Source organism: Pseudomonas sp. BIGb0558 (assembly GCF_024807515.1).
Taxonomy (GTDB): Bacteria; Pseudomonadota; Gammaproteobacteria; order Pseudomonadales; family Pseudomonadaceae; genus Aquipseudomonas; species Aquipseudomonas yamanorum_A.
On the sequence record NZ_JANUEW010000027.1, the window covers coordinates 37,561 to 63,425 of the forward strand.

Here is a 25,865-nt window from a genome sequence, read left to right on the forward strand (position 1 = left end):
CAGACGCAGCCTCGCTGGGGCTCGACAGCTGCTACGGAGGAAGTCAGTACACGCCGCCGGTAATGGCCGGTGCTGCGGTGTCCTTGAACTTCGCAGCCAACCCCTGCAACCCGCGCATCAACACCGTCGTATCCACCCCGACCGCCACAAACGCCGCCCCCAGCTCGATATACCGCCGCGCCAGCTTTTCATCCGCACTCAAGATCCCCGCCGCCTTGCCGGCTTTTTGAATCCGCACAATCGCGTCCTCAATCGCCGCCTGCACCTGCGGATGCCCGGGATTGCCCCGATGCCCCATGGCCGCACTCAAATCCGCCGGCCCGATAAACACCCCGTCCACCCCTTCAACCGCCGCAATCGCGTCGAGGTTCTCCAGGCCTTCGCGGTTCTCGATCTGCACCAGCAGGCACATCTGCGCATCGGCCTCATCCAGATAACCGGGAATGCTGTTCCAGCGCGACGCTCGCGCCAGCGCACTGCCCACGCCACGTACGCCAAGGGGCGGATAACGCATCGCCCGCACCAGCTGCCGCGCCTGATCAGCCGTCTCCACCATCGGCACCAGCAGCGTCTGCACGCCGATATCCAACACCTGCTTGATCAACGCTGTATCGCCGATCACCGGGCGAATTACCGGCTGGCTGTCATAAGGCGCAACCGCCTGCAGTTGGCCAAGCATGCCGCGCAGGTCGTTGGGCGCGTGCTCGCCGTCGATCAGCAGCCAGTCGAACCCGGCATTCGCCGCCAGTTCGGCGCAGTAGGCGTCGGCCAGACCGAGCCACAGGCCAATCTGGGTTTCGCCCCGTTGCAGGCGCTGCTTGAAGCGGTTGATGGGCATGTCCATGAAACAGTCCTCCAGTATTCAGACAAAGCGGCAGGAGATGGAGCCCAGCATGTCGTAGTCGACATGGAAGGTGTCACCCGGATTCGCCGCCACCGGGCGGGTAAAGGAGCCGCCGAGGATGATCTGGCCGGGTTGCAAGGTGACGTCGTACGGCGCCAGCTTGTTCGCCAGCCAGGCCACGCCCTTGGCCGGGTGGTTGAGCACGGCGGCCGACACCCCGGATTCCTCGATCACGCCGTTGCGGTACAACACCGCCGGCACCTTGCGCAGGTCGATCTCGGTAGGGCGCACGGCGCGGCCGCCCATGACGACACCAGCGTTGGCGGCGTTGTCGGAGATGGTGTCGAACACCTTGCGTGTGGCGTTGGTGTGCGGGTCCACCTGCTGGATGCGGGCGTCGATGATTTCCAGCGCAGGGATCACCCATTCAGTGGCATCGAGCACGTCAAAGATCGTGCAGTTCGGGCCCTTCAGCGGCTTGCCGAGGATGAACGCCAGTTCCACTTCCACCCGGGGCACGATGAAGCGCTCGAACGGGATGTCGGTGCCTTCGTCGAAGAACATGTCATCGAGCAGGGCGCCGTAGTCCGGCTCGGTGATGTTCGACGACACCTGCATCGCCCGCGACGTCAGGCCGATCTTGTGCCCGACCAGCTTGCGCCCGTCCTTGATTTTCTGGGCCACCCAGGCGCGCTGGATGGCATAGGCGTCGTCGATGGTGATGTTCGGGTGCTCCAGGGAAAACTGGCGCACCTGCTCACGGGAGCGTTCGGCCTGGTCGAGGCGGGCGGCGGCTTGCTGGATAAGGGCTTGATCAAGCATCACAAAATCTCTACTGGGGATTGACGATGGCCGCATGGGTGCGCAGCACCAGCAGGCCGCCGAGGGCGATAAGCAGCGCCAGCACGTACAGGGCCAGGCTCGCGCTATGGGTGGTGTCGCGCATCCAGCCGATCAGGTACGGCGCGAGGAACGACGCGATGCTGCCGAACGAGCTGATCAGCGCGATGCCGGCCGCCTGGGTGCTGTTGGACAGGAACGCCGGCGGCAGTTGCCAGAACATCGGCAACGCGGCGCTGGCGCCCATGCCGGCCAGGATCAGGCCGCCGAGCACCAGGGTCGGGTTGGTGGGCGAGAGCCCGGCCACCGCAATACCGATGGCCGACATCAGCAACGGCACGCACAGGTGCCAGCGGCGTTCGCGGTTGCGGTCGGATGAGCGCCCGCAGCCGATCATGAAGAAGCACCCGGCCAGGTACGGCACGGCGCTCAGCAGGCCCACCTGGCTGTCGCGGCCGATGCCGGCGCCGTGGATCAGGGTGGGCATCCAGAACGCCAGGGTGTTTACCGCCAGCATCACCGCGAAGTACACCGCCACCAGCAGCCACACCTGCGGGTCACGCAGGATGCCGCCAAAGGAGGTGATGGATTTGCGCTGTTCTTCAGTGCTCAGTTGCTCGCGCAGTTGCTGCTTTTGCGCGGGCGCCAGCCACTTCACGGTTTCGAAGCTGTCGGGCAGGTATTTCAGGACGACCAGGCCGAGCAGTACTACCGGCGCGCCTTCGATCAGGAACATCCACTGCCAGCCTCGCAGCCCGCCGAAATCATGGAAGTTTTCCAGGATGGCCCCGGACAGCGGGCCGCCGACCACTCCGGCCATCGGCACGGCAATCGCAAACAGCGCGGTGACCTGGGCCCGGCGCCGGGCCGGGTACCAGCGGTTGAGAAACACCAGGATCCCCGGGAAGAAGCCGGCTTCGGCCACCCCCAGCAAAAAGCGCAGCACGTAGAAACCGGTGGAGCTTTCGATCCACAGCATGCTGGTGGACAGCACGCCCCAGACCACCATCAGGCAGGCGATCCAGCGCCGTGGGCCGACCCGGTCCAGGGCCATGTTGCTCGGCACGCCGAACAGCGCGTAGGCGATGAAAAACAGGCCGGCCCCGAGGCCGTACACCGTGTCGCTGAAGTGCAGGTCGGTACTCATCTGCATCTTGGCGAAGCCGATGTTGATCCGGTCCAGGTGGGCAAACAGGTAGCAGATCAGCAACAACGGCATCAGTCGCCAGGTGACGATGCTGTGGGTGCGCTGATGTTCGATCAGGGTGGTGCTGTCGGCGGTATTGGCTGTGCTCATGATGTTGTTCTTTTTGGTTTGAGTGCCATGGGCGGAAAGCGGGCTGTGCTCAGCCCGCCTGGTTCTTCAGGAATGCGTGCACGTTGTTCTGCTTGAAATTCAGCTCGGGGTGCAGCTCGATCATCTCGAACGACAACGCCAGCAGCCGCTGGGATTGCAGCTCGGCGAAGTGCTCGGTGATGACCTTGAACAGGGCTTCGGCGACGGTCTTGCGGGTTTCCAGGTCCCGTCCGTGGCCGACCTTGAGGGTCATGTGGACGAAGGCGTAGTCATGCTTGCCGTCGGCCATGCGCCAGGTGTCCAGGCGCACCGCGCGACTGCGAATGCCCCCCAGGGGAAACACGCCGCTGTCGCCCAGCACGGCGTGAACCCGTTCGAACAGGGCCGGCAGGTTGGCCTGCTGTTCGAGGTTGTCGGTGTATTCGGCGATGAAGTGCGGCATGTGTGTCTCCTTTAGCTTGAGGCGCTGTTGATTCCTGTGGGAGCTGGCTTGCCTGCGATGGCATCAACTTGGTGAGCCAGATACACCGAGGTGCCTGCATCGCAGGCAAGCCAGCTCCCACATTGATCCTCGCCAAGGCTCATAATGGGAAAATGGCATTGATCTGCCCGGTGCCCGAGCTGCCGAACGGCGGGGTGATGATCTCGGCCGGCTGGTTGTAGTCCGGCCCGCCCAGCAGCCCCAGGAGCATCGCGGTGTCGTGCATCTTGCCCTCGCCGAAGCAGTGCTCGGCGTAGTCCGGGAGCATCGCGCAGAACTCCTTGAAGCGGCCTTGCTTCCACATTTCCACCACGTGCAGGTCCATCTGCTTGTCGAATTCACGGGTCCAGTTGTGGATGTTGGCTTCGGCTTCGCGGTCGTCCGAGAAACGGTGGGAGAGGGAGCCCGAAGCGAGTACCAGCACCTTGCGGTCGCTCTTCTCGATGGCCCGGCGCACGGCGGCGCCAAACGCGAAGCTGTCTTCCAGGCGGTGCCAGGCGCACCACGCGGCAATCGAGATCACGTCGAATTTTTGCTCATCCGGTACGCCCATGTGCATGTAGCGCATTGGTACCAGGGTGCCGTATTCCAGTTCCAGGCTCGGGATGTTGTGGGCCATGGTGCGCACGCCGGCCAGGTTGGCCTCGGCGGCGATCAACTCGCCCAGCTCCGGGCAGCCCGGGTACTCGTACTCCATGTTCTTGATGAAGTGCGGCAGCTCGTTGCTGGTGTAGGTGCCCTTGAAATGCTCACCGCAGTTGACGTGATACCCGCTGTTGACCAGCCAGTGCACGTCGAACACCACGGCGGTGTCGGCCCCCAGTTCACGGGCGCGCCGCCCGATTTCCTTGTGCCCGGCGATGGCGGCCTCGCGGCAACCGTGGTGCTTGCCGGGCAGTTCCGACAGGTACATCGAGGGAACGTGGCAGATCTTTGCTGCCAGGACGACTTCGCCCATGATGATTCTCCTGAATAATTGTTTTTGTCTTGGAAGCGTGTTGTCAAAGATCAAATGGGGGCACTCACACACCCCAGCGCGGGATGTGGTGACTGCCCATGGAAATGCACACGTTCTTGATCTCGGCGAACACTTCGAAGCTGTACTGGCCGCCTTCACGGCCGGTGCCGGAACCTTTTACCCCACCGAACGGCTGGCGCAAGTCCCGCACGTTCTGGCTGTTGATGAACACCATGCCGGCTTCGATGCCGTAGGCCAGACGATGCGCCTTGCCGATGTCCTGGGTCCAGATATACGACGCCAGGCCGTACTCAGTATCGTTGGCCAGTTGCAGCGCCTCGGCTTCGTCCTTGAACGGGATCAGGCACACCACCGGGCCAAAGATTTCTTCCTGGGCGATGCGCATCTTGTTGTTCACATCGGCAAACACCGTCGGCTGGATAAACTGCCCGCGGCTCAGGTGCGCCGGCAGGTTGGCCGGGCGTTCCAGGCCGCCGGCCAGCAGGGTGGCGCCTTCTTCCAGGCCAATCTTGATGTAGCCGGTGACCTTGTCATAGTGGGCTTGGGTGATCATCGAGCCGACCTGGGTTTTCGGGTCTTGCGGGTCGCCGACGATCAGGCGCTTGGCGCGGGCCGCGAACTCGGCGACGAACTGCGGGTAGACGCTCTCCTGGATGAAAATCCGGCTGCCGGCGGTGCAGCGTTCGCCGTTCAGCGAGAAGATGGTGAACAACGCCGCGTCGAGGGCGCGGTCCAGGTCGGCATCTTCAAAAATCAGCACCGGCGACTTGCCGCCCAGTTCCATCGAATACTTTTTCAGGCCGGCGGTCTGCATGATTTTCTTGCCGGTGGCGGTGCCGCCGGTGAAGGAAATCGCCCGCACGTCCGGGTGGCGCACCAGTGCGTCACCGGCCGTGGCGCCGTAGCCCTGGATCACGTTCAGAACGCCCTTGGGAATGCCGGCCTCGACCGCCAGGCGCCCCAGTTCATTGGCGGTCAGCGGCGACAGCTCGGACATTTTCAACACGGCGGTATTACCCAGCGCCAGGCACGGCGCGGTCTTCCAGGTGGCGGTCATGAACGGCACGTTCCACGGCGACACCAACGCGCACACACCCACCGGCTGGTACAGGGTGTAGTTGAGCATCTGGTCGTCCACCGGGTAGCTGTGGCCGTCCATGCGGGTGCAGACTTCGGCGAAGAAGTCGAAGTTGTGGGACGCCCGGGGAATCAACACGTTTTTGGTCTGGTGGATCGGCAGGCCGGTGTCGAGGGTTTCCAGTTCGGCCAGGTGCGGCACGTTCTGTTCGATCAGCTCGCCGAGCTTGCGCATCAGGCGGGCACGTTCCTTGGCCGGTGTTCCGGCCCATTTCGGAAAGGCTTCCTTGGCCGCCGCTACCGCCTGCGCCACTTCCTCGGCGCCGCCGCTGGCGACTTCACCGATGGCTTCGCCGGTGGCCGGGTTGTAGTTGATGAAGGTGTCTTTGCTTTCGACCTCACGGCCGTTGATCCAGTGTTTGATCATGTTGCTCAAGCCTCTTTGCGGGCGGCGAAAAAGTCCGCCTCGCTGACAATTCGATTTACCAGGCGACCAACGCCTTCCACTTCCACGACCACTTCATCCCCCGGCACCACATCGGCCAGGCCCTCGGGCGTGCCGGTGGCGATCATGTCGCCGGGTTGCAGGGTCATGAAGCTGGACAGGTATTCGATCAGGTACGGGATGTCGAAAATCATGTCTTTCGTGCTGCCTTCCTGGCGCAGTTCACCGTTGATCCAGGTGCGCAGCTTCAGGTTGCTCGGGTCGGGTACGTCAGCGACATCCACGATCCACGGGCCCACAGGCGTGGTGGCGTCGCGGTTTTTTACCCGCAGGTTGGGGCGGTAGTAGTTTTCCAGGTAGTCGCGGATCGCGTAGTCGTTGCACACTGTGTAGCCGGCCAGATACTCCAGGGCGTTCTCGCGCTTGACGTTGCGCGCCGGCTTGCCGATGACCGCCACCAGTTCGCACTCGTAGTGCATGTAGGCGACGTTGTCCGGGCGCCAGGTCACCTGGTTGTGGCCGGTGTAGGTGCCGGGGGACTTGATGAACGCCAGTGGTTCGGTGGGCGGCTTGAAGGCCAGTTCGGCGGCGTGGTCGGCGTAGTTCAGGCCGAGGGCGAACATGCTGCCGCTGGCCGGTGGCAGCCACTCCACCTGGTCTTCGGCCAGCAGGCGGCCGTCGGCCAGGCGCACGGCATTTTCAGCCTCGACCAGAACCTGGTGGACTTCACCTTCAAAGCGAATACGGGCGTGTTTCATGACAGCTCCTCTGCCTTGATGTGGTTGACCAGGCGGCCCAGGCCGCTGATCTCGACTTCCACCGTGTCGCCGGGTTGCACATCCACCCGGCCTTCGGGCGTGCCGGTGATCAGCACATCGCCTTCGTGCAGGGTCATGAACTCGCTGATCTCGGCGATCAACTGCGGCAGGCTGCGCACGAAATTGGCGGTGGAGTTTTGCTGGCGCAGTTCACCGTTGACGAACAGCTTCACGCTCAGTTGGTGCGGGTTGGCAACCTGGTCACGGGCCACCAGTTCCGGGCCCAATGCGCAGAAGCCGTCCCGGCACTTGGCTTTCACCGCCGGGCGGTAGTAGCTGTCTTCCGGCAGGCTGAACTCGTTGACGATGGTGTAGCCCGCCACATGTTCCAGGGCGTTTTCGACGCTGACCCGGCTGGCGGTCTTGCCAATCACCACGCCGAGGGCCGGGCCCGGTTGCAGGCGTTCACCCTGGGGGTGCAGCACCGCACCGTCGTGGCCATTGCGGGTGTTGGGCGTCTTGATGAACAGCACCGGCTTCACCGGTGGCTTCTGGTAAGGCGCTTGTTCGAATTCGGCGAGACGTTGGTTCAGCAACCCCTGGTAGTTCAGCGCAACGCCGAACAGGGTGCCGTTCGCAACATCATGCAGGGCACGGCTCATGCTTTTCTCCTGGCAGTGGCGGGGCAGATTCGGACCTGCTCCGTGGAATATTCGTTAACCTGTTAACGTTATAATTAAGATGTTAACTATCGTCAAGCGTGGCAATATTTCAGGGCAGTCAAAACAACAAAGAGAATCCAGTGATGAGCGATCGTCAGCCGATCCCCAACATCAACATCGGGCAGGTCTACGACCAGCGTTACAGCGATGCCGAGGTGCACTACGACAGGCTCGGCAACCTGGCGGGTTTTTTTGGTCGCAACATGCCGGTGCACCGCCACGACCGGTTTTTCCAGGTGCATTACGTCAAGACGGGCGCAGTGCGGGTCTATCTGGATGACCAGCAGTACCTCGAATCCGGGCCGATGTTTTTCCTCACACCGCCGACGGTGGCGCATTCCTTCGTCACTGAAGCCGACGCCGACGGCCATGTGCTGACGGTGCGCCAGCAACTGGTGTGGGCGTTGATCGACGCCGACCCGAGCCTGGCGCCCGGCGCGCAATTGCCGGCGGCCTGTGTGGCGCTGGCGCGACTGGCGCCGGAGTTTCATCCCGAGGTGCGCCGCCTGGAATTCCTCTTCGACGAGTTGTGCAGCGAAATCAACGCCCAGGCCAGCGGACGCGGCTCGGCCCTGGACAGCCTGACGCGCCTGATCATGATCAGCCTGCTCAGGCTCTGCGCCAATTCCCTGGAAGCCCGCCCGGCGCGGCACGAAGACCTGCGGATCTTCCACCGCTTCAACGAACTGATCGAAGACCACTACCTGCAACACTGGCCGCTGTCGCGCTACGCCGACGGTGTGGGCGTCACCGAAGCGCGGCTCAACGAGGTATGCCGACGCATCGCCGACCTGCCGTCCAAACGCCTGATCCTCGAACGGCTGATGCAGGAAGCCCGGCGCCTGCTGCTGTTTACCGGCAGTTCGGCGAATGAAATCTGCTACCAGCTGGGGTTCAAGGACCCGGCGTATTTCAGCCGGTTTTTCCAGCGTTATGCGCAGATGACGCCGGGGGAGTACCGCCAGCGCCAATCGGGGTTGCGTTGAGGCGCCCGGCGTTACCACAGGGCCACGGTGTAGCCGATGATCACCCGGCTTTCGTCGATGTCGCTGGTCAGGCCGTTGCTCGAGCGTAGCGTCGCGTTACGCAGCCGCACGTTGACGTTCTTCAGCGGGCCGCTTTGCACGGTGTAGACCAGGTCGGTGTCGCGCTCCCATTCCCGGCCGTTGCGCACCGTGGCGGTTTGCGCGTGGCTGCCGTCGACGTAGCGGGTCATGAAGGTCAGGCCCGGCAGGCCGAGGGCGGCGAAGTTGTAGTCGTAGCGCGCCTGCCACGCATCGGTGTTGGCCTTGGTGAAGATATTGATGGTCACCAGGTTGACCGAGTACGGGTCTTGCCCCGGGAAGGCAAAGTCGCCGTCACCGGAAAGGTTCTGGAAGCCCAGGCCGAATTTGTGCGCGCCCACCGACAGGCTGAACATGCCGTTGAAAAAGCGGTTGTCGATCCGCCCGCCGTCCACCCGGGTAGGGCTGCGCAGCAGGGCGCTGCCTTGCTCGCGGGTGTCGAAGTAGCGCAGGTCGGTGCGCAGGTTCACGCCTTCGGCCAGCGGCAGGTCATGCACCAGGCCGATAAAGTTCTGGCGGTAGATGTCCTGCATCTGGGCGTAGTAATAGGTCGCGGCCAGGTGCGGATTGATTGCGTAGGTGCCGCCGGCCAGGTCCAGGTGGCTGCTGGTGACGCCGCCGTAGCTCATGGATTCGTTGTTGGAGGAGTCCCGCAGGTTTTGCTTTTCCAGGCGGCCGACGTTCAAGGTCAGGCCGTCGATGTCCTGGGAAGTCACCAGCTCGCCGTTGTAGGTCGACGGCAGCAAGCGGGTGTCGTTGTAGGCGGCCACCGGCAATATCGGTTGCAGGGTGCCGAGCTTGAGCACGGTTTTCGACAGGCGCAATTTGGCTGTCAGGCCGAGTTCGCTGTAGCTGTCGGCCGGCTCGCCGCTGGCGTCGGATGGCAACAGCCCAGTGCCCCGGCGGTCGCGGCTGGAGTCGAGCTTCAGGCCCATTTCACCCAGGGCGTCCACGCCAAAACCCACCACGCCTTCGGTGTAGCCCGACTCCAGGCGCAGCACAAAGCCCTGGGCCCACTCATCGGCCTTGTTCTGCGGCGCGTTGGCCTGGCGAAAATCGCGGTTCATGTAGAAGTTGCGCAGGTCCAGGCTGGCTTTACTGTCCTGGATAAAGTCGGCGTGGGCGACCAGAGGGGTAAACGCGGCGCACAGGCCAGCGCTTGCCGCCGTGCGAAAGAGGCACGAATGCATGAGGGGCGTTCCTTTTGTTGTTTTTGTTGGTAGAGCCCGGCACCGGGGCAGGGGCGGGCATATTGTTAACATGTTATCTTTAAGCTGAATAGCCGGATTCAGAGGTTTTTGCTAATTCATTTCGAAATTAACGATTTGCCGCGTGCCTTGGGTTGCGCACCCGGGGCACCGACTCTAAGCTTCGACGCTTCGACCTCTACTGCGCGTGAACCATGCCCACCCCCAGACCGTCCCTTACGCTCACCTTGCTCCAGGCCCGCGAAGCGACCATGGCGTTCTTCCGGCCTTTGCTCAATGAACATGACCTGACCGAACAGCAGTGGCGGGTGATCCGCATCCTGCGCCAGCAAGGTGAACTGGAAAGCCACCAACTGGCGCACCTGGCGTGCATCCTCAAGCCAAGCATGACCGGCGTATTGGGGCGGCTGGAGCGTGACGGCATCGTGCGCCGGCGCAAATCCGCCGAAGACCAGCGCCGGGTGTTCGTCGCCCTGACCGAGCAGGGGCAGCAGTGTTTTGTCGACATGAGCGCCGGGATGGAAAGCAACTACCTGAAGATTCAGGAGCAGTTCGGCGAGGAATCCCTGGAGCAATTGATGGAGCTGCTGCAAAAGCTGAAAGGCATCAAACCCTGATTTCAAAAAATATTGGCTGAAGCCTGTCCCCTTTTTTCACCTGGCTGGTCATTCCAGGTAAGTGAACAAAATCGAGAGCTTTTGCCAATGCCCGCCCTACGTCCGTTGCTGAATTTCAGCCTCATGCTGAGCCTGAGCGCCAGCCCGTTGTTCGTCCCCATCAGTTACGCCGAAGACGGCGCGTCCCGGCGCAGTTACCAGGTGCCGGCCGGCAGCCTGAGTGCCGCGTTGACTCGTTTCGCCGGGCTGGCCGGGGTCAACCTGTCGGTGGACCCGGCGCTGGTCAGCGGCCGCAACAGCAGCGGGTTGTCGGGCGAATACGGCGTCGAAGAAGGTTTCGCGCGCCTGCTGCAAGGCTCCGGCCTGCAGCTGCAGCCCATGGGCGAGCAGGCCTACATGCTGACCCCGATTCCCGAAGGTGGCAGCCTGCAACTGGCGCCCACTTCGATTCTCGGCACCACCAGTGATGCCGGCAGCGAGTCCTACGCCGGTGGCCAGGTGGCGCGCCGTGGTTCCCAGGGTTTGCTGGGCTCGCGGGACTTCATGGACACCCCGTTCAGCATGACCACCTACACCAGCGAGGCGGTCAAGAACCAGCAGGCGCGCACCCTCGGCGACCTGATCGCCAGCGACCCCTCGGTGCGCGCCACCAACCCGGCGGGCGGGCGCTATGAGCAATTCACCATTCGCGGCTTCAGCCTGTTCAACAGTGATGTCGCCTACAACGGTCTCTACGGCGTCCTGCCGACCTACACCATCGACATGGAAATGGCCGAGCGCGTCGACATCATCAAAGGCCCCAGCCAGTTGATCAACGGCATCTCGCCCCGGGGCAGCGTGGGCGGCGGGATCAACGTGGTGCCCAAGCGCGCCACCGACAAACCCATCACCTCGTTCACCGGCAGCTGGGCCTCCGACAGCCAGGCGGGTGGCGCCGTGGATATCGGCCGGCGCTTTGGTGAAGACAACAAGTTCGGCCTGCGTTTCAACGGCGTGAAGCAGTCCGGCGACACCACCTGGGATCACCAGAGCGTCGACCGCGAAATGGCCGTACTCGGCCTGGATTTTCGCGGCGACCGCCTGCGGCTCTCCACCGACATCGGCCGCACCGAGCGCGACACCGACGCCCCGCAAGAGCGCGTGCAGGTCGGCCCCAAGGCCAATGTGCCGAGCGCCAACGACGTGCGTCACAACTACGCGCAGCCCTGGAGCAAGGCCAGCACCAACGACACCTTCGGCACGGTCAACGGTGAGTTCGACCTCAGCGACAACGTGATGCTCTACGGCGGCGTCGGCGCGCGCAAAAGCAATCACGATTTCCTGCGCCATGCGGTATCGGTGACCAACAACGCCGGTGATTTCAGCGTGCAGCCCCGGGACTTCACCCGCGACGAAAACGTGCGCACCGCCACGGCAGGCGTGCGCAACTGGTTCCATACCGGCCCGGTGAGCCATGAGCTCAACCTGGCGGCCAGCTACTTCTACATGGACTTCGAAAACGGTGGGGCGCGGTATGCGTCCGGGACGAGCAATCTCTACAACCCGGTGCAAACCCCCGCACCCGGCATGCCGACGCGACTCGACTCGAAGGTCTACACCGAGAACCGCTTCAGCGGCGTGGCGTTGTCCGACACACTGGGCTTCTTCGACGACCGGCTGCTGCTGACCCTCGGTGCGCGCTGGCAGCGGGTCAAGGTGGATGACTGGACCGATGACGTCAAAGGCAAAACCGCCTACGACGAAGAAAAGATTTCACCCTCGGGCGGCATCCTGTTCAAGGCCACCGACAAGCTGTCGCTGTACGCCAACTACATGGAAGGCCTGAGCCAGGGCAAGGTTGCACCGTCGACCTCGGTCAACGATGACGAAATCTTCCCGCCGTTCATCAGTCGCCAGGTCGAAGTCGGCGCCAAGTACGACGCCGGGGCGTTCGCGGTGACGGCGGCGGTGTTCCGGATCAAGCAGCCGGCCTACGAGACCAATGCCACCACCCTGGTGTTCGGCCCCAATGGCAAGCGCCAGAACGACGGCGTGGAACTCAGCGTGTTCGGCGAGCCGCTCAAGGGCTTCCGCCTGCTGGGCGGGGTGATGTACATCGACAGCGAATTGACCAACACCACCAACGGCACCTACGACGGCAACCGCGCGCCGGCCACGCCCAAGTACAACGTCAACCTCGGCGCCGAGTGGGATGTGCCGACCGTTGAAGGCCTGACCCTCACCAGCCGCGGGATCTATTCCAGCACGCAGTACCTGGACCAGTCCAACGTCAAGGAAATCGACGCCTGGACCCGCCTCGACGTGGGTGCACGCTACGCCTTCAAGGTCGACGACAAGCACATCACCCTGCGGGCCAATGTCGAGAACGTGGCCAACCGGCGCTACTGGAGTTCGGCCGGTGCCTCGGATGACAGCGAGCCGGGGCTGACCTTGTCGACGCCGCGCACTTACTTGCTGTCGGCCACGGTCGACTTCTGATTCGATGCGTCGGCGGCCTGCCACACCGCTTTGCTGACTTGCACCGGCTTGGGCAGCAGGCGGTTCTGGAAAAACAGGTCCGCCGTCTGTTGCTGCGCCTCAATGATGTGCTCGTCAATCGGCAGGATCGGCGATGGCGGCCGGTTGTCGACATACCGCGCAATCACCCCGGCCGGCAAACCCATGAAACGGGTCAGCACCTGCAGGCTGTCTTCGCGCTGGATGCGGGTCAGGGCTTCGGCGGCGCTGAGTTCATCGAGCAGCGCGTGGATGAACGGACCATTGGCCTCGGCGTAGGCACGGCGCGCGGTATAGATCGGCCCGGACAGGTTCAAGCCTTCACCGTTGGCAAGCACGCGGCTGGGGCTCTGGCTCAGGGCCAGTGACGAGTAGGGCTCCCAGATGGCCCAGGCATCGACACTGCCCTGTTCGAAGGCCGCGCGGGCGTCGGCCGGTGGCAGGTAAACCGGCTGGATGTCCTTGTAGCTCAGGCCGGCCTTGTTCAGTGCCCGCAGGATCAGGTTGTGGGAGCTGGAGCCTTTCTGGAAGGCGACTTTCTTGCCCTTGAGATCGGCAATGGTATGCAGCGGGCTGTCGGCCTGCACCAGGATGGTTTCCGCCGTCGGCTTGGGCGGTTCGGCGCCGATGTACACCAGGTCGGCACCTGCCGCCTGGGCGAACAGCGGCGGGATATCACCGGTGGACGCGACGTCCAGCGCGCCCACATTCAAGGCTTCGAGCATCTGCGGGCCGGCGGGGAATTCGATCCATTGCACCTTGGTCTGGTCGAAGCGTTTTTCCAGCAGGCCATGTTCCTTGGCCAGCACCAGGGCGATCGAGCCTTTCTGGTAGCCGATCCTCAGGCTCACCGGGTCGGCGGCCAGCGCGGTTTGCGTCAGGGCAAGCAGCGCCAACAGCAGCGCGGAAATCTTCATGGCTGTTTCTCCGTAAAGCGATTGCCTGGCCGCGCCAGTCCAAGGTGTTCACGCAGCGTGGTGCCGGCGTATTCGGTACGGAACAGGCCGCGCCGTTGCAGTTCCGGTACCACCCATTGGGCGAAATCCTCCAGCCCGCCCGGCAGGTGCGGCACCAGCACATTGAAGCCATCGGCGGCGCCGTTTTCGAACCAGTGTTGCAGCTCATCAGCGATCTGCGCGGGCGTGCCAACCAGGCTGTAGTGCCCGCGTCCACCGGCAATTCGGCGGCCCAGTTGCGCCAGACTCAGGTGTTCGCGGCCCGCCAGTTCGGTCAGCAGTTGCTGGCGGCTGCGCTGGCCGCTGTCGGTCAATGGCAGCTCCGGCAGCGGGCCGTCCAGCGGGTAGCCCGACAAGTCGAAATTGCCCAGCATGCGCCCCAGCAAGGCGACGCCCACTTCGGGTTCGACCAACTGTTGGAAGGCTTCGAACTTTTCCTGCGCCTGCGCTTGCGTTTGCCCGACCACCACAAACACCCCCGGCATGATCTTCAGCGCGTCCGGCTCCCGCCCGTATTGGGCCAGGCGACCCTTGAGGTCGGCATAGAACGCCTGGGCACTGGCCAATGAAGTCTGGGCGGTGAACACCACTTCGGCGGTTTGTGCGGCCAACTCACGGCCTGCCTCCGAAGAACCGGCCTGGACAATCACCGGTTGGCCCTGAGGTGAGCGCGCTACGTTCAACGGGCCCTTGACCCGAAAGTGTTCGCCGACATGGTCGAGCACATGCAGCTTCGCCGGGTCGTAGTAGGCGCCACTGGCCTTGTCGCGCACAAAGGCATCGTCTTCCCAGCTGTCCCACAAGCCCGTCACCACCTGATGAAACTCCCGGGCACGGCTGTAGCGTTCGCCGTGGCCGAGGTGTTCGTCTCGCCCGAAATTCCGGGCTTCGGCGGCGTTGTCCGAGGTCACCAGGTTCCAGCCGGCGCGCCCGCCGGACAAGTGATCCAGGGAGGCGAATTTGCGCGCCACATGGTAAGGCTCGTTGTAGCTGGTGGTGGCCGTGGCGATCAGGCCGATGTGTTCGGTCACCGCGCTCAACGCCGACAGCAACGTCAGTGGCTCGAAATGGTCCGAGCGCGCCATGCGACTGGCGATCTCGCCAGTGGCGGCGGCAATGCTGTCGGCCACGAACACGGCATCGAATTTCGCCGCCTCGGCGATCTGCGCCAGGCGTTTGTAGTGGGCGAAGTCCAGCCCCGCATTGGCCGGCACATCGGGATGGCGCCAGGCGGCCACGTGGTGCCCGGTGGCCATCAGGAACGCGCCGAGTTTCAGTTGACGGGGCATGCTCAGAAATCCTTGCGCAGTTGCACGCCGAAGTAACGTTCATCGTCACGGGGTACGGCGCGGTAGATGTAGTTGCCGCCGCTGGTCAGCAGCGGTGAGTAGGACTTGTCCGCGAGGTTCTTCGCCAGCAGCGCCACGCGCCAGCCGTTGTTGTAGTCGGCGAGGGCGACGCTGGCGTTCCAGATGCCGTAGGCGCCTTGCTTGGTGTCGACGTTCTGGCTGATGTCGTACTGCACTTCGCTCTGCCAGCTGTAGTCGGTGCCCAGTTCGATATCCAGGCCGTTATCCAGCGGGATGCTGTAGTCGGCACGCACGTAGCTTTTCCAGTCGGGGCTGAAGGGCAGCGGCTTGCCGTTGACGTTGCACGACGCCGCCGCGCCCGGCGGGCAGGCGAACTCATCGATACGTGCCCGGGTGTAGGCCAGCGCACCGGAGAGCTTGAGTTGTTGGGTAGCCTGCAAGGTGTAGTCGAGTTCGACCCCTTCGGTGCTGACGCTGCCGGCGTTGATCAGGCGCGTCACCACTTGCCCGGCGACGGTGTCGAAGAAGTTCGCCTGGTAGTTATCGTAGTCGCTGTGGAAGATCGCCAGGTTGGTGGTCAGGCGGTTGTTCCAGCTGGTGGCCTTGATCCCGACTTCCCAGGTGTTGGAAGTTTCCGGCTTCAGCGCGTCGGTGTCCCGTGGCTGCATGTTGAAGAACACGTTGTAGGCCGGGCCCTTGTAGCCGCGCGAGTAGGTCAGGTAGCTGGTGACGGTGTCGCTCAGGTCGTACTGCACTCCCAGCCGGCCGGACCAGCCGTCTTCATCCACTGAGCCGGAACTGCTGGTGGCCGGTTGAATGCCGCTGACGGTGGTGGCCGAGGTGGACACGCGGCGGTGATCGTATTCCAGGTCGTCGTGGGTATAGCGCAGGCCGGCGATGCCGCGAAAATTCGAGGTGAAATTCAGCGTGGTCTCGCCGAACACCGCGTAGCTGTCGCTGGTGGTGCCGTAGTCGGCGATGCCAAGGTCGGTGCGTGTGGTGGTGGTCAGGGTGCGCTGGTAGGTTTCCTGGTCCTTGCCGTGCATGTAGAACAGGCCGCCGACGTATTCGAGGAATTCGCCTTTGGGCGAGGCCAGGCGCAGCTCCTGGGAGTATTGGTCGAACGCCAGTTGGCCCTTGTCGGCGGTGCCGGGGAAGGCGGCGGTCACGGTGCCCAGGCGGTCGCCGTCCTGGTATTGGGTGTTGTCCCAGCCGCGCCAGGCGGTGATCGAGGTCAGGGTGTAGTCGCCCAGGTTCCAGTCCAGTTGGGCAGACAGGCCTTTGTTGGTGTCCTCCACATGGCTGCGGGTGTCGGTGTTGATGTCGCGGTTGTCGCTGGAGCCGCGCACCGGGTTCAATGCATTGGCGAACGCCGGGGTCAGGGATTTGCTCACGACGCCATTCGGCGCGTCGTCGTGGGACTGCATGTAGTCGGCAATCAGGGTCAGTTTCACGTCGTCGTTGGGGGTGAACTCCAGCTTGCCGCGCACGCCCTGGTGGTTGTAGCCGTTGACTTCCTGGCCGTTGTGCTTGTTGTCGACGTTGCCGTCGTAGGTGCCGAACAGCCCGCTGATGGAGCCCTTGAGCGTGCCGGGAATCAGGCTGCCGCCAAGGCCGAAGCGGGTGCGGCTCTCATTGCCGCTGTAGTAGGACTGGTCGATATAGCCGTGGGTCTCGGCCGTCGGCGCCTTGCTGGTGATATTGAGCACGCCGGCCGAAGCATTCTTGCCGAACAGCGTGCCCTGGGGCCCGCGCAGGACTTCGACGCGCTCCAGGTCCAGCAGGTCGAGGGTGGCCTGGCCGGGGCGTGCGTACACCACGCCGTCAATCACCGTCGCCACGGTGGGTTCAACCCCGGGCGAGGTGGAAATGGTGCCCACACCGCGTACGAACAACGAGGTGTCCTTGTTCGACGCACCGGTACGGAAGTTCAGCGACGGCACTTGCTGCACGATACTGGCCACGCCATTGCGATTGTCACGCTCCAGCTGTTCGCCATCGAGCACCGAGACCGCCACCGGGACTTTTTGCAGCGACTCTTCGCGGCGGGTGGCCGTGACCGTGACCGGCTTGAGGGTGGGTTCCTGCTCGTCGGCGGCAAATGCACCGGGCACGGGCAGGGCGGCGAGCCCCGCGAGTAACCAGCCCAGATGGGCGCGGCGCCCGGTGGCGGCGCGTATGGATTGCGATAGTTTTTGAGGTTGCCCCGAATGTGTGTGCATGCTCTGCCCGCTCGAAATATGCCCTGAACCGCTGCCGTTCTGCGACGACAGCGCCGTTGAATCTGTCTTGGGCATTCGCTCGAGCGAGTAGCAGACAAAACGCTTTGGTAGCGCTAACATCGGCATTATTGGTAGGTGTGGCATAGAGCGTCAAATACTAAAAAATTAGTTTTATATTCTTTTCGGTTTTAAACAGGATCGTCCCTTGAGCGAAGACAAACCCCGGAAACGCCGTGGTGCCGGCCGTGTCACCTTGAACACCGTGGCGCGCCAGGCCGGTGTGTCAGCGATTACCGTGTCGCGCTATTTCAACCAGCCGGAGCAGGTTTCGCCTGAACGCCGTGAGCGCATCGCGGCGGTGGTCGCCGAGTTGGGCTACGTGCCCAACCTGGTGGCGGGTGGGTTGGCATCGGCGCGGGGCAGAATCGTCGCCATGGTGATTCCGAACATCTCCGGGCCGATCTTCGCCAATACCATCCAGGGCTTCAGCGACACCCTCAGCCGCCATGGCTATCAACTGCTGCTGGCATCCAGCTACTTCAGCGCCGAGCAGGAAGAAAATGCGGTGCGCGCGTTTCTCGGTTGGTCGCCGGCGGCGCTGGTGCTCACCAGCCGTTTCCATAGTGCGGGCACCGAGAAGATGATCGCCGAGGCCGATATCCCGGTGGTTGAAACCTGGGATTACCAACCCGAGCGCGAGCCGTTGCAGATCGGCTTCTCCCATTACGAGGTGGGCGTGACGGCCGCGCGCTACCTGCATGGCAAGGGGTATCGGCGCATCGCCTTTGTGCAGAACAGCGCGCCGGGGGACTTCAGTGCCCTGGAACGCCGGGACGGCTACAGCGCCACCCTGCTGGAGTTGGGTGTGCAGCCCTGGGTGTTTGCCCCGGACGCCGACCGCGCGCCCTTCGAGGCGGGCAAGCAAGCCATGCAAGCATTGATGAGCGCCGCCGTGCCGCCCGACGCAATCATCTTCGCCAATGACAACCTGGCCGCCGGCGGCTTGCTGGCCGGGCAGCGGGCCGGGCTGAAAATCCCCGAGGAGTGTGCCGTGCTTGGCTTTGGTGATTACCCGTTTGCCGAAATGCTCTTGCCGAGTCTGAGCACCATCAAGCCGCCCGCCCTGGAAATTGGCGTGCTGGCGGCCACGCGGGTCCTGGAAAGCCTGGGCGTGTTGCCGATCGAGGAGGAGGTGCAGCGTTTGAACCTGCTGGCATGCCGCTTGATCGAGCGCGAGAGCGCCTGAGGTTTATTTGCGGCTCCGGGGCATTTTGGATACGGTGCAGGCCTGCCCAAAGGACCTGCCAATGACCGAGCCGCAACCCGCTACCGCGCCCAAATCCCGCCGTGCGCCCAAAGGTGAAAAACGCCGGGAAGAACTGCTGGACGCCGCATTGCAGGTGTTTTCCCTGGAAGGTTACAGCGGTGCCTCGATGGCGCAGGTGGCGGCGATCGTCGGCATCTCGGTGGCCGGCCTGCTGCATCACTTTCCCAGCAAGATTTCGTTGTTGATGGGCGTGCTGCAACGCCGGGACGAGGTCAATCAGCGGATTGCCGATGAGGTCCGGGCCGAGAAGTCATTGTCCGGCTTGCTGGGCAGCCTGCGGGCGATCAACCGCTCCAACGCGACTGCGCCGGGGGTGGTGCGGGCTTTTACGATTCTGAATGCGGAAAGCCTGCTGGACACCCACCCGGCCTGGGGTTGGTTCCAGGAGCGTTATGCGGGCATTCATCGGCGCCTGCACGGGCAGTTTGCCGACCTTGTGGCCATGGGCGAGGTGCGTGCTGACGTGGACATTGCCGGGCTGGTGGAGGAGATCCTGGCCATGATGGACGGCTTGCAGATCCAGTGGCTGCGCTTTCCCGATCAGGTGGACCTGGTGGCGCGTTTCGATACCTACATCGCGCGGGTCGATGCGGCCATACGAGCGTGAATGTAGGAGCGAGCTTGCTCGCGAAGGACGTCAACGATAACGCGGGCATCCTGGATTAACGCGGTGTCTTTGCGTTTTTCGCGAGCAAGCTCGCTCCTACAGGGTTTTATCAGTTGCCAGTCGAGCTGCCCTGGCTGCTGTCATCCGAGGTGTCGTAGCCGTCACCGTCGCTGGTGCCGGTGTCACCCTGGTTCTGATGCAGCACACCACCGGTCTTGACCGTTGGCGACTCACGCAGCGTGGAGTTGAGCGCCGAGCGCGGCAGCGGGTTGCTGGTGGTGGTCGACAGTTCCTGGCGGAACGGGTTGACCAGCCTGGCGTTCAGGCGAATGTCCTGGGACGAGGCGCCGACCGACAGGTTGAAGCTGTCGGCGTCCACCACCCATTGCTTGCTCGCCACATCGAAGTACGCCAGTGAGCGGTCGTTGAGTTCGATGGTCACGCGCTTGCTCTCGCCGGGCTTGAGGAACACCTTCTTGTAGCCCTTGAGTTCCTTCAGCGCCCGTTCGACTTTCGGGTGGTTCTGGCCCACATACAGCTCGGCGACTTCAGCGCCCGCCACCTTGCCGGTGTTGCTCAGGTCGAACGACACCTTGATCGGCGCGCCCGCCACCGCGACCCCTGGGGTCACGCTGATGTTGCTGTAGCCGAAGGTGGTGTACGACAAGCCATAGCCGAACGGGTAGAGCGGCTTGATGCCTTTCTTCTCGTAGCCGCGATAACCCAGGAACAGGTCGTCCTTGTAGCTCATCTGCGTGAGGGTTTCCTGATTGTCGAATTTCGGGAAAGTCGCGTAGATCGGGTTGTCTTCAATGTTGCGTTCGATGCTGATGGGCAGCTTGGCCGACGGGTTGACCTTGCCCAGCAGGATCTCGGCGAGGGCCTGGCCGCCGTTCTGGCCCGGGTAGAACGCATGCAGCGCCGCCGGCACCTGGTCGATCCAGTCGCTCATTTTCAGCCCGGTGCCGCCGTGCAGGGTGACCACGGTATGCGGGTTGACCCTGGCGATGCTCTGGATCAGCAGGTTCTGGTATTCCGGCAAGTCGAAGCTGTGGTCGAAGCCTTCACCTTCGTACTCATTGCTGTTGCCTGCGGCCACCAGTACCGCGTCGTACTGGGCCAGGTCCTTGGGCGCCACCAGCGAGGCCCAGCTCATCTGCACGCCCACCAGGCCGCCCATGGTCGAGATGTAGCCTTTGCGGCGCGAGTACTCAAGCTTGATGTCCACGGGTTTGCCGGCTTCAAGATTGACCTTGGCGAACACCGGAATCGTCGGTGGGATGCTGTTGTTGGGCAGAGGGTTGCCGTCGCCGTTGTCGAGGACTTTCTGGCCGTTGACGTACAGGCGCACGGCACCGTCGGCGCGCACCTTGAACACCTGTTCGCCGCTGACGGTCGGGGTGACCTGGCCGCTGTAGCGGATCGACGTGGCGGCCGTGTCGCCATTCACCGGCAGGCTGTCGGTGGACCAGTCGAGGTCGACGTGGGTGTCGGTACGGGTGGCAGCCGGGTCGCCGGACCAGTTGGCGTTGCTGAAGAATTCGGTCTTCAAGCCCTTGACGCTGTTGCCGTCGTTGTCGGTGTGGGTCCATTTGGACGCCGTCTGGTCCAGGGACAGCCCGTCGATGAACTCGACCTTGGCGTTCGGCGCCAGTTGCTGCAGGCCGCTCAGCTCACTGATGTAGTTGGCGGCCATCACGTTGGCGCTGCCGAATCCGGTGGGCGGGGCGTATTTGGCCAGGTTGCCGACCACGGCGATGCGCTTGACCGTCTTTGCGTCCAGGGGCAGCAGGCTGTTCTGGTTTTTCAGCAGCACGATGCCTTCGCGGGCCGCATTCAGCGCCACGCGGTTGCTGGTGGCGCTGTTCATGTTGTGGCTGGTCAACGGCGCCTTGCTGTCGAACTTGTACAGGTAGATCTGCTTGAGGATGCGCCGCACCTTGTCATCGATGGTCGCGCTGGCGAGCTCGCCGCTGTCCAGGAACGGCTTGAGCACCGTGCTGTTCATCTGGTAGCCCATCATGTCCAGGTCGGTGCCGGCCTGCGCCGCCGGCAACCCGTTGACCACGGCGTTGTAGTCACTCTGCACGAAGCCCGGATAGCCCCATTCGGTCTTCAGGATGTCGTGCATCAGGTGTTTGTTCTCGCAGGCGAACTCACCGTTCACCTTCTGGAACGAACACATCATCATCGCCACCTTGCTGTTCTTCGAGGCGGACTCGAAGGGTGGCAGGGTCATCTCCCGCAGTACCCGTTCGCTGATGGTCTCGTCGAGGTGGAAGCGGTTGCTTTCCTGGTCGTTGGCAGCGAAATGCTTGGCGTTGGCCCACACCCCGCGGGACTGGATGCCATTGATCACCGCCGGCCCCAGGCTGGCGCCGAGGAACGGGTCTTCACCGGACAGGTACTCAAACGCCCGGCCACTGTAGGGCATGCGGTACAGGTTCACCCCAGGCCCGGTGACGAATTGATAACCGCCGCTGGCGGTGTCGTAGCCCAGGGCACGGCCCAGGTCGATGGCGCGGCGCGGGTTCCAGCTGGCCGCCAGGTTCGGGCCGGAGGGGTAGACCACGCCCTGGTCGTTGCCTTCGCTGGTGTAGCGCACGCCCACGCCACCGTCGGCACCATGAATCTGCGGCACGCCATACCGGGTCAACGGCTTGACGTCCCAGCCGCCGGTGCCGCCGATATAGGCGAGTTTTTCTTCCATGGTCATCTTGGCCAGGGTCTGGTCCGCGGCCTTTTCGGCGCGGCTTACCCGGGCTTCATCCAGGGCGGGGCTGGTGGCCGCATGCACCTGGGACACGGCAAGTGCCAGCAGGGCGAAAGCCGACTGCGCACCGATCATCTTGCGTTTGCTCATGGAGCTCTCCGACAACTGATTATTGAAAACTGGGCGCCGAGAAGTGCGTTTTGTTGTGCACGCTCGTCACTTTTTTACGGGCAATAGTTCGCCTTTGTCGCAACTTTTGGCCGATGGCTAATTGCGATTACTGGGCGGATTTCGCAGTTTTAAAAGTGTAACAATTGAACTAATTATTATTGTGAGTAGTGACCAAGTGATATCACTAGGTGGCACTTTGAACCGTTAAATCACCATAATTAAGTCAATTCTTGCCGTAAAATGTCAAACGAAAGCTAATTTTTGCGTGAAATTAGAAATATTTTATTACGTTTATGAACTTGTGTTAAACCTACCAGTCGATTGGTTTAAGAAAACATGCACGGTCATGGCTAACTAGTGGCGTCTACCAGTAGTTCTAAATGGCCATAACTCAAATGGGCTGTAATACAAAATGCTTTGGTGTAGGGTCTTGATCTTGTCAGGGCTGCACCTGGGCGATTGATTGTTTTTGATCTGGAGAAAGTTGATGAAGATTTCCCTGTTGAGTGCCGGTGTTGTACTGGGCGTTGCACTAAGTGGTGCGGCAATGGCCGTCGAGTCGACGGACGCCGACGCGAAGTCCGGGGCCGCCGATTCCACGGTGATCACCCAGGCCCACGACGCCAAGGCGGCGAAGAAGCAGAAAGCCGAAACCACCAAGGGCGGCCGCCCGCTGGGCAACAGCCAGGCGACTGCACCAAAAACCTCCAACTAAGGTTGGATGCACCTGTTCCCGGGCGCCTCACGGGAACAGGTTTTTTAAATAGCCCCTCAGATTTTGCAGATACCCCAGCCCATGCCGTCCACGCCCATCGATGCTTGCCGAATGCAGATTCCGGATACCGAACAGGTGTGCGCATGGCTGATGCAACAGGCCGGTTTGAAAACCGTCGACCTGGAACGCGCCCGACGGTTATCCCAGGAGTCCGACGACACCGGACTGCTCGGCCTGCTGACGCGCCTGGGGCTGGTCTCCGAAGTGGAGTTGGCGCGGGCCTGGGCCGACTTGCTCGGCGCACCGTTGCTGCTGGCCGATGCCGCGCCACCCTTGCTCGACCCGTTGCCGGTGCTGACCGAACGCTTCATGCGCCATTACCAGGTGGTGCCGGTGGGCTGGAGCCATGGCGGCGTGCGGGTGCTGGCGGCCAACCCGGCGCTGCTGTACCCGTTCCAGGCCCTGGCTTATGCCTGCGGCGTGCCGGTGTGGCTGGCGGTCGGGCCGCGCAATGAAGTCGAGACCCTGATCGAGCGCTACTACGGCCAGGGCCGTTCGGCCATGGGCACCCTGATCGAAAACCTCGACGAGCAGGGCGGCGCCCTGGAAGACATCGAACACCTCAAGGACATGGCCTCCGAAGCGCCGGTGATTCGCCTGGTCAACCTGATCCTGCAACGGGCCGTGGAACATCGCGCCTCGGACATCCATATCGAACCCTTCGAAAACCAGCTCAAGGTGCGCTACCGCATCGACGGTGTGCTGCACGAGGCCGAAGCGCCGCCCTCGAGTTCCTCGGCAGCGGTGATTTCCCGGGTCAAGATCATGGCGCGTCTCGACATCGCCGAGCGCCGCCTGCCGCAGGATGGCCGGATCATGTTGCGCATCCAGGGCAAGGAGCTGGATTTGCGGGTGTCCACGGTGCCCACCAGTTTCGGTGAGTCGGTGGTGATGCGCCTGCTGGACCGCCAGACCGTGCAGTTCGATTTCCAGAGCCTGGGCTTCGACGGCCAGCGCCTGGCGACCTTTCTTGAAGTGCTCGAGCGGCCCCACGGCATCCTGCTGGTCACCGGGCCCACCGGTTCGGGCAAAACCACCACGCTGTATACCGCGCTGTCGCGGCTCAACACCGCCGAGCGCAAGATCATCACCGTCGAAGACCCGGTGGAATACCAGCTGGAAGGTATCAACCAGATCCAGGTCAAGCCGGCCATCGGGCTGGACTTCGCCGGGGCGCTGCGCTCCATCGTGCGCCAGGACCCGGACGTGATCATGATCGGCGAGATCCGCGACCTCGAAACCTGCCGCATCGCCATCCAGTCCTCCCTGACCGGCCACCTGGTGCTCTCGACCCTGCACACCAACAGCGCCGCGGCGAGTATCACCCGCCTGTTGGACATGGGCGTGGAGAGCTACCTGATCGCCTCGACCGTCAATGGCATTCTCGCCCAGCGCCTGGTGCGCCGCCTCGACCCGGCCACCCGCGAGGCCTTCGAAGCGCCGCCGGAATTGATCGAGGAACACGGCCTCGACCGCTTCACCGACCAGCGCCCGATCCTGCTGTACCGGCCCCGCGCGGATGCCCCGGGCGGCGGTTACCACGGCCGCAGCGCAATCACCGAATTGCTGGTGATGAATGACGAACTGCGCAGCTTGTTGATGCGCCAGGCGGATGCCGCAACCCTCGAACAAGCTGCCCGCCGCGGTGGCCTGCGCACCCTGCATGAAGAGGGCCTGCGCCAGGCGGTGGCCGGTGTCACGTCCCTGGAAGAAGTGCTGCGCGTCACCCGGGGAGAGGGCGCGTGAGCCTGTTCAAATACCGCGCCCTCGACAGCCAGGGCGTCGCGCAAAACGGCACGATCGAAGCCAAAGACCAGACCGCCGCCGTCGCCGCGCTGCATAAGCGCGGCTTGCTGCTGTTGCACATCGATGCCGCCGGTGCCCAAGGCCTGCGCAATGCCTTCGGGCGTGGCCAGTTGAACGGCGCGGCGCTGGTCAGCTTTACCCAGCAACTGGCCACGCTGCTGGGGGCGGGCCAGCCGCTGGAACGCTCCCTGGGCATCCTGCTCAAGCAACCCGGCCAGCCGCAAACCCGCGCGCTGATCGAGCGCATCCGCGAGCACGTCAAGGCCGGCAAGCCGTTGTCGGCGGCGCTGGAGGAGGAGGGCAGCCAGTTCTCGCCGCTGTACCTGAGCATGGTGCGCGCCGGCGAAGCCGGGGGTGCGCTGGAAAACACCCTGCGCCAGCTCAGCGACTACCTGGAACGCAGCCAGTTATTAAGGGGCGAGGTGATCAACGCCCTGATCTATCCCGCCTTCCTGGTGGTGGGCGTGCTCGGTTCCCTGGCCTTGCTGCTGGCCTACGTGGTGCCGCAATTCGTGCCGATCTTCAAGGACCTGGGCGTGCCGATTCCGCTGATCACCGAAGTGATTCTGGGCCTTGGCCAGTTCCTCGGCGCCTATGGCCTGGCGGTGCTCGCCGGGTTGATCGTGACGGTCTGGGGCCTGGCGGCACGCCTGCGCAACCCAAAGCACCGCGAAAATTACGACCGCCGCGTGCTGGGCATCCGCGTTATCGGCCCGCTGTTGCAACGGGTCGAAGCCGCACGCCTGGCGCGCACCCTCGGCACCTTGCTGAGCAACGGTGTGGCGCTGCTGCAAGCGCTGGTGATCGCCCGCCAGGTCTGCACCAACCGCGCTTTGCAGGCACAAGTGGCCCAGGCCGCCGAGTCGGTGAAAGGCGGCGGCACCCTGGCCAGTGCGTTTGGCAGCCAGCCGCTGCTGCCGGACCTGGCCCTGCAAATGATTGAAGTCGGCGAACAGGCCGGTGAACTGGACAGCATGCTGCTCAAGGTCGCCGACGTGTTCGACGTCGAAGCCAAACGCGGTATCGACCGCCTGCTGGCCGCGCTGGTGCCGTCCCTGACCGTGGTCATGGCGGTGCTGGTGGCGGTGATCATGCTGGCGATCATGCTGCCGCTGATGAGCCTGACCAGCAATATATGAAGACCCAAGGA

General features: G+C 63.3%; 21 protein-coding genes. 8 read left to right on the plus strand and 13 right to left on the minus strand.

What is annotated here, in order from left to right; all coding sequences use genetic code 11:
- Positions 1–43: 43 nt before the first annotated feature.
- The 8 genes from hpaI to M2400_RS24885 form a co-directional block, all read right to left on the minus strand.
- A complete protein-coding gene (gene hpaI, locus M2400_RS24850; RefSeq protein WP_177047981.1) occupies positions 44–844 on the minus strand; it encodes a 4-hydroxy-2-oxoheptanedioate aldolase in 801 nt (266 codons plus the stop codon).
- Positions 845–862: 18 nt separating this feature from the next.
- A complete protein-coding gene (gene hpaH, locus M2400_RS24855) occupies positions 863–1,666 on the minus strand; it encodes a 2-oxo-hept-4-ene-1,7-dioate hydratase (RefSeq protein WP_177079387.1) in 804 nt (267 codons plus the stop codon).
- A 10-nt stretch (positions 1,667–1,676) separates the two neighbouring features.
- On the minus strand, positions 1,677–2,981 hold the full coding sequence (locus M2400_RS24860; protein ID WP_177047977.1) for an MFS transporter: 1,305 nt from the start codon (positions 2,979–2,981) through the stop codon (positions 1,677–1,679).
- A gap of 49 nt (positions 2,982–3,030) precedes the next feature.
- Positions 3,031–3,423 (minus strand): 5-carboxymethyl-2-hydroxymuconate Delta-isomerase, encoded by a 393-nt coding sequence (locus tag M2400_RS24865; protein WP_177122066.1) that lies wholly within the window; start codon positions 3,421–3,423, stop codon positions 3,031–3,033.
- Between the two features lie 139 nt (positions 3,424–3,562).
- Positions 3,563–4,420: a 3,4-dihydroxyphenylacetate 2,3-dioxygenase gene (hpaD, locus tag M2400_RS24870; protein ID WP_122513623.1), complete on the minus strand. Its 858-nt coding sequence runs from the start codon at positions 4,418–4,420 to the stop codon at positions 3,563–3,565.
- Positions 4,421–4,484: 64 nt separating this feature from the next.
- A complete protein-coding gene (gene hpaE, locus M2400_RS24875) occupies positions 4,485–5,945 on the minus strand; it encodes a 5-carboxymethyl-2-hydroxymuconate semialdehyde dehydrogenase (RefSeq protein ID WP_088424818.1) in 1,461 nt (486 codons plus the stop codon).
- A 5-nt stretch (positions 5,946–5,950) separates the two neighbouring features.
- Positions 5,951–6,721: a fumarylacetoacetate hydrolase family protein gene (locus M2400_RS24880; RefSeq protein ID WP_259198462.1), complete on the minus strand. Its 771-nt coding sequence runs from the start codon at positions 6,719–6,721 to the stop codon at positions 5,951–5,953.
- The gene (locus M2400_RS24885; protein ID WP_259198465.1) at positions 6,718–7,383 is read right to left on the minus strand and encodes a fumarylacetoacetate hydrolase family protein; all 666 of its coding nucleotides are present in this window, start codon (positions 7,381–7,383) and stop codon (positions 6,718–6,720) included. Before M2400_RS24885 ends, M2400_RS24880 begins: the two co-directional genes overlap by 4 nt.
- Before the next feature lie 143 nt (positions 7,384–7,526).
- On the opposite strand from M2400_RS24885, the gene hpaA reads away from it, so the two are divergent.
- Positions 7,527–8,429 (plus strand): 4-hydroxyphenylacetate catabolism regulatory protein HpaA, encoded by a 903-nt coding sequence (gene hpaA, locus M2400_RS24890; protein ID WP_177047956.1) that lies wholly within the window; start codon positions 7,527–7,529, stop codon positions 8,427–8,429.
- Between the two features lie 11 nt (positions 8,430–8,440).
- On the opposite strand, the gene M2400_RS24895 is transcribed toward hpaA, so the two are convergent.
- Positions 8,441–9,697 carry an OprD family porin gene (locus tag M2400_RS24895; protein ID WP_259198468.1) on the minus strand — a complete coding sequence of 419 codons (1,257 nt, stop codon included), beginning with the start codon at positions 9,695–9,697 and terminating at the stop codon, positions 8,441–8,443.
- A gap of 212 nt (positions 9,698–9,909) precedes the next feature.
- Between M2400_RS24895 and hpaR the strand changes: the two genes are divergently transcribed.
- The gene (gene hpaR, locus M2400_RS24900) at positions 9,910–10,332 is read left to right on the plus strand and encodes a homoprotocatechuate degradation operon regulator HpaR (RefSeq protein ID WP_008437189.1); all 423 of its coding nucleotides are present in this window, start codon (positions 9,910–9,912) and stop codon (positions 10,330–10,332) included.
- A gap of 87 nt (positions 10,333–10,419) precedes the next feature.
- Entirely contained in the window at positions 10,420–12,810 is a 2,391-nt protein-coding gene (locus tag M2400_RS24905) for a TonB-dependent receptor (RefSeq protein WP_259198471.1), read from the plus strand.
- Here M2400_RS24905 and M2400_RS24910 read toward each other — a convergent pair.
- Genes M2400_RS24910 through M2400_RS24920 form a run of 3 tightly spaced genes read right to left on the minus strand, consistent with a single transcriptional unit; the run spans position 12,780 to position 17,316 of the window.
- A complete protein-coding gene (locus M2400_RS24910; protein WP_259198473.1) occupies positions 12,780–13,745 on the minus strand; it encodes a sulfonate ABC transporter substrate-binding protein in 966 nt (321 codons plus the stop codon). The two genes, M2400_RS24905 and M2400_RS24910, sit on opposite strands and share 31 nt — an antisense overlap.
- Complete coding sequence (locus tag M2400_RS24915; protein ID WP_259198475.1) at positions 13,742–15,073, minus strand: LLM class flavin-dependent oxidoreductase; 1,332 nt, start codon at positions 15,071–15,073, stop codon at positions 13,742–13,744. The genes M2400_RS24910 and M2400_RS24915 overlap by 4 nt, the downstream gene beginning before the upstream one ends.
- Positions 15,074–15,075: 2 nt before the next feature.
- Positions 15,076–17,316, minus strand: coding sequence for a TonB-dependent receptor (locus M2400_RS24920; RefSeq protein WP_259198509.1), 2,241 nt, complete (start codon positions 17,314–17,316; stop codon positions 15,076–15,078).
- A 205-nt stretch (positions 17,317–17,521) separates the two neighbouring features.
- On the opposite strand from M2400_RS24920, the gene M2400_RS24925 reads away from it, so the two are divergent.
- Positions 17,522–18,562 carry a LacI family DNA-binding transcriptional regulator gene (locus M2400_RS24925; protein WP_177122071.1) on the plus strand — a complete coding sequence of 347 codons (1,041 nt, stop codon included), beginning with the start codon at positions 17,522–17,524 and terminating at the stop codon, positions 18,560–18,562.
- A 61-nt stretch (positions 18,563–18,623) separates the two neighbouring features.
- Positions 18,624–19,250 carry a TetR/AcrR family transcriptional regulator gene (locus M2400_RS24930; RefSeq protein ID WP_177047944.1) on the plus strand — a complete coding sequence of 209 codons (627 nt, stop codon included), beginning with the start codon at positions 18,624–18,626 and terminating at the stop codon, positions 19,248–19,250.
- Between the two features lie 109 nt (positions 19,251–19,359).
- On the opposite strand, the gene M2400_RS24935 is transcribed toward M2400_RS24930, so the two are convergent.
- Positions 19,360–22,113 carry a glycoside hydrolase family 3 protein gene (locus M2400_RS24935; protein WP_177122073.1) on the minus strand — a complete coding sequence of 918 codons (2,754 nt, stop codon included), beginning with the start codon at positions 22,111–22,113 and terminating at the stop codon, positions 19,360–19,362.
- Between the two features lie 508 nt (positions 22,114–22,621).
- On the opposite strand from M2400_RS24935, the gene M2400_RS24940 reads away from it, so the two are divergent.
- The 3 genes from M2400_RS24940 to gspF all read left to right on the plus strand — a co-directional run bounded on the left by M2400_RS24940 (position 22,622) and on the right by gspF (position 25,854).
- Positions 22,622–22,849, plus strand: coding sequence for a hypothetical protein (locus tag M2400_RS24940; protein WP_017478963.1), 228 nt, complete (start codon positions 22,622–22,624; stop codon positions 22,847–22,849).
- Positions 22,850–22,930: 81 nt separating this feature from the next.
- Complete coding sequence (gene gspE, locus M2400_RS24945) at positions 22,931–24,655, plus strand: type II secretion system ATPase GspE (protein WP_177047941.1); 1,725 nt, start codon at positions 22,931–22,933, stop codon at positions 24,653–24,655.
- Positions 24,652–25,854 carry a type II secretion system inner membrane protein GspF gene (gene gspF, locus M2400_RS24950; RefSeq protein ID WP_177047939.1) on the plus strand — a complete coding sequence of 401 codons (1,203 nt, stop codon included), beginning with the start codon at positions 24,652–24,654 and terminating at the stop codon, positions 25,852–25,854. The genes gspE and gspF overlap by 4 nt, the downstream gene beginning before the upstream one ends.
- The last annotated feature ends 11 nt before the right edge of the window (positions 25,855–25,865 follow it).

Excerpts from the sequence above, each read along its gene's own strand:
- M2400_RS24880 (WP_259198462.1), bottom strand. The coding sequence starts at position 6,721 with ATGAAACACGCCCGTATTCGCTTTGAAGGTGAAGTCCACCAGGTTCTG.
- M2400_RS24915 (WP_259198475.1), bottom strand. The coding sequence starts at position 15,073 with ATGCCCCGTCAACTGAAACTCGGCGCGTTCCTGATGGCCACCGGGCAC.
- M2400_RS24920 (WP_259198509.1), bottom strand. The coding sequence starts at position 17,316 with ATGCACACACATTCGGGGCAACCTCAAAAACTATCGCAATCCATACGC.
- M2400_RS24885 (WP_259198465.1), bottom strand. The coding sequence starts at position 7,383 with ATGAGCCGTGCCCTGCATGATGTTGCGAACGGCACCCTGTTCGGCGTT.
- gspE (WP_177047941.1), top strand. The coding sequence starts at position 22,931 with ATGCCGTCCACGCCCATCGATGCTTGCCGAATGCAGATTCCGGATACC.
- M2400_RS24860 (WP_177047977.1), bottom strand. The coding sequence starts at position 2,981 with ATGAGCACAGCCAATACCGCCGACAGCACCACCCTGATCGAACATCAG.
- hpaE (WP_088424818.1), bottom strand. The coding sequence starts at position 5,945 with ATGATCAAACACTGGATCAACGGCCGTGAGGTCGAAAGCAAAGACACC.
- M2400_RS24865 (WP_177122066.1), bottom strand. The coding sequence starts at position 3,423 with ATGCCGCACTTCATCGCCGAATACACCGACAACCTCGAACAGCAGGCC.
- hpaH (WP_177079387.1), bottom strand. The coding sequence starts at position 1,666 with ATGCTTGATCAAGCCCTTATCCAGCAAGCCGCCGCCCGCCTCGACCAG.
- M2400_RS24895 (WP_259198468.1), bottom strand. The coding sequence starts at position 9,697 with ATGCATTCGTGCCTCTTTCGCACGGCGGCAAGCGCTGGCCTGTGCGCC.
- hpaI (WP_177047981.1), bottom strand. The coding sequence starts at position 844 with ATGGACATGCCCATCAACCGCTTCAAGCAGCGCCTGCAACGGGGCGAA.
- hpaR (WP_008437189.1), top strand. The coding sequence starts at position 9,910 with ATGCCCACCCCCAGACCGTCCCTTACGCTCACCTTGCTCCAGGCCCGC.
- M2400_RS24935 (WP_177122073.1), bottom strand. The coding sequence starts at position 22,113 with ATGAGCAAACGCAAGATGATCGGTGCGCAGTCGGCTTTCGCCCTGCTG.
- M2400_RS24930 (WP_177047944.1), top strand. The coding sequence starts at position 18,624 with ATGACCGAGCCGCAACCCGCTACCGCGCCCAAATCCCGCCGTGCGCCC.
- hpaA (WP_177047956.1), top strand. The coding sequence starts at position 7,527 with ATGAGCGATCGTCAGCCGATCCCCAACATCAACATCGGGCAGGTCTAC.
- hpaD (WP_122513623.1), bottom strand. The coding sequence starts at position 4,420 with ATGGGCGAAGTCGTCCTGGCAGCAAAGATCTGCCACGTTCCCTCGATG.
- M2400_RS24905 (WP_259198471.1), top strand. The coding sequence starts at position 10,420 with ATGCCCGCCCTACGTCCGTTGCTGAATTTCAGCCTCATGCTGAGCCTG.
- M2400_RS24940 (WP_017478963.1), top strand. The coding sequence starts at position 22,622 with ATGAAGATTTCCCTGTTGAGTGCCGGTGTTGTACTGGGCGTTGCACTA.
- M2400_RS24910 (WP_259198473.1), bottom strand. The coding sequence starts at position 13,745 with ATGAAGATTTCCGCGCTGCTGTTGGCGCTGCTTGCCCTGACGCAAACC.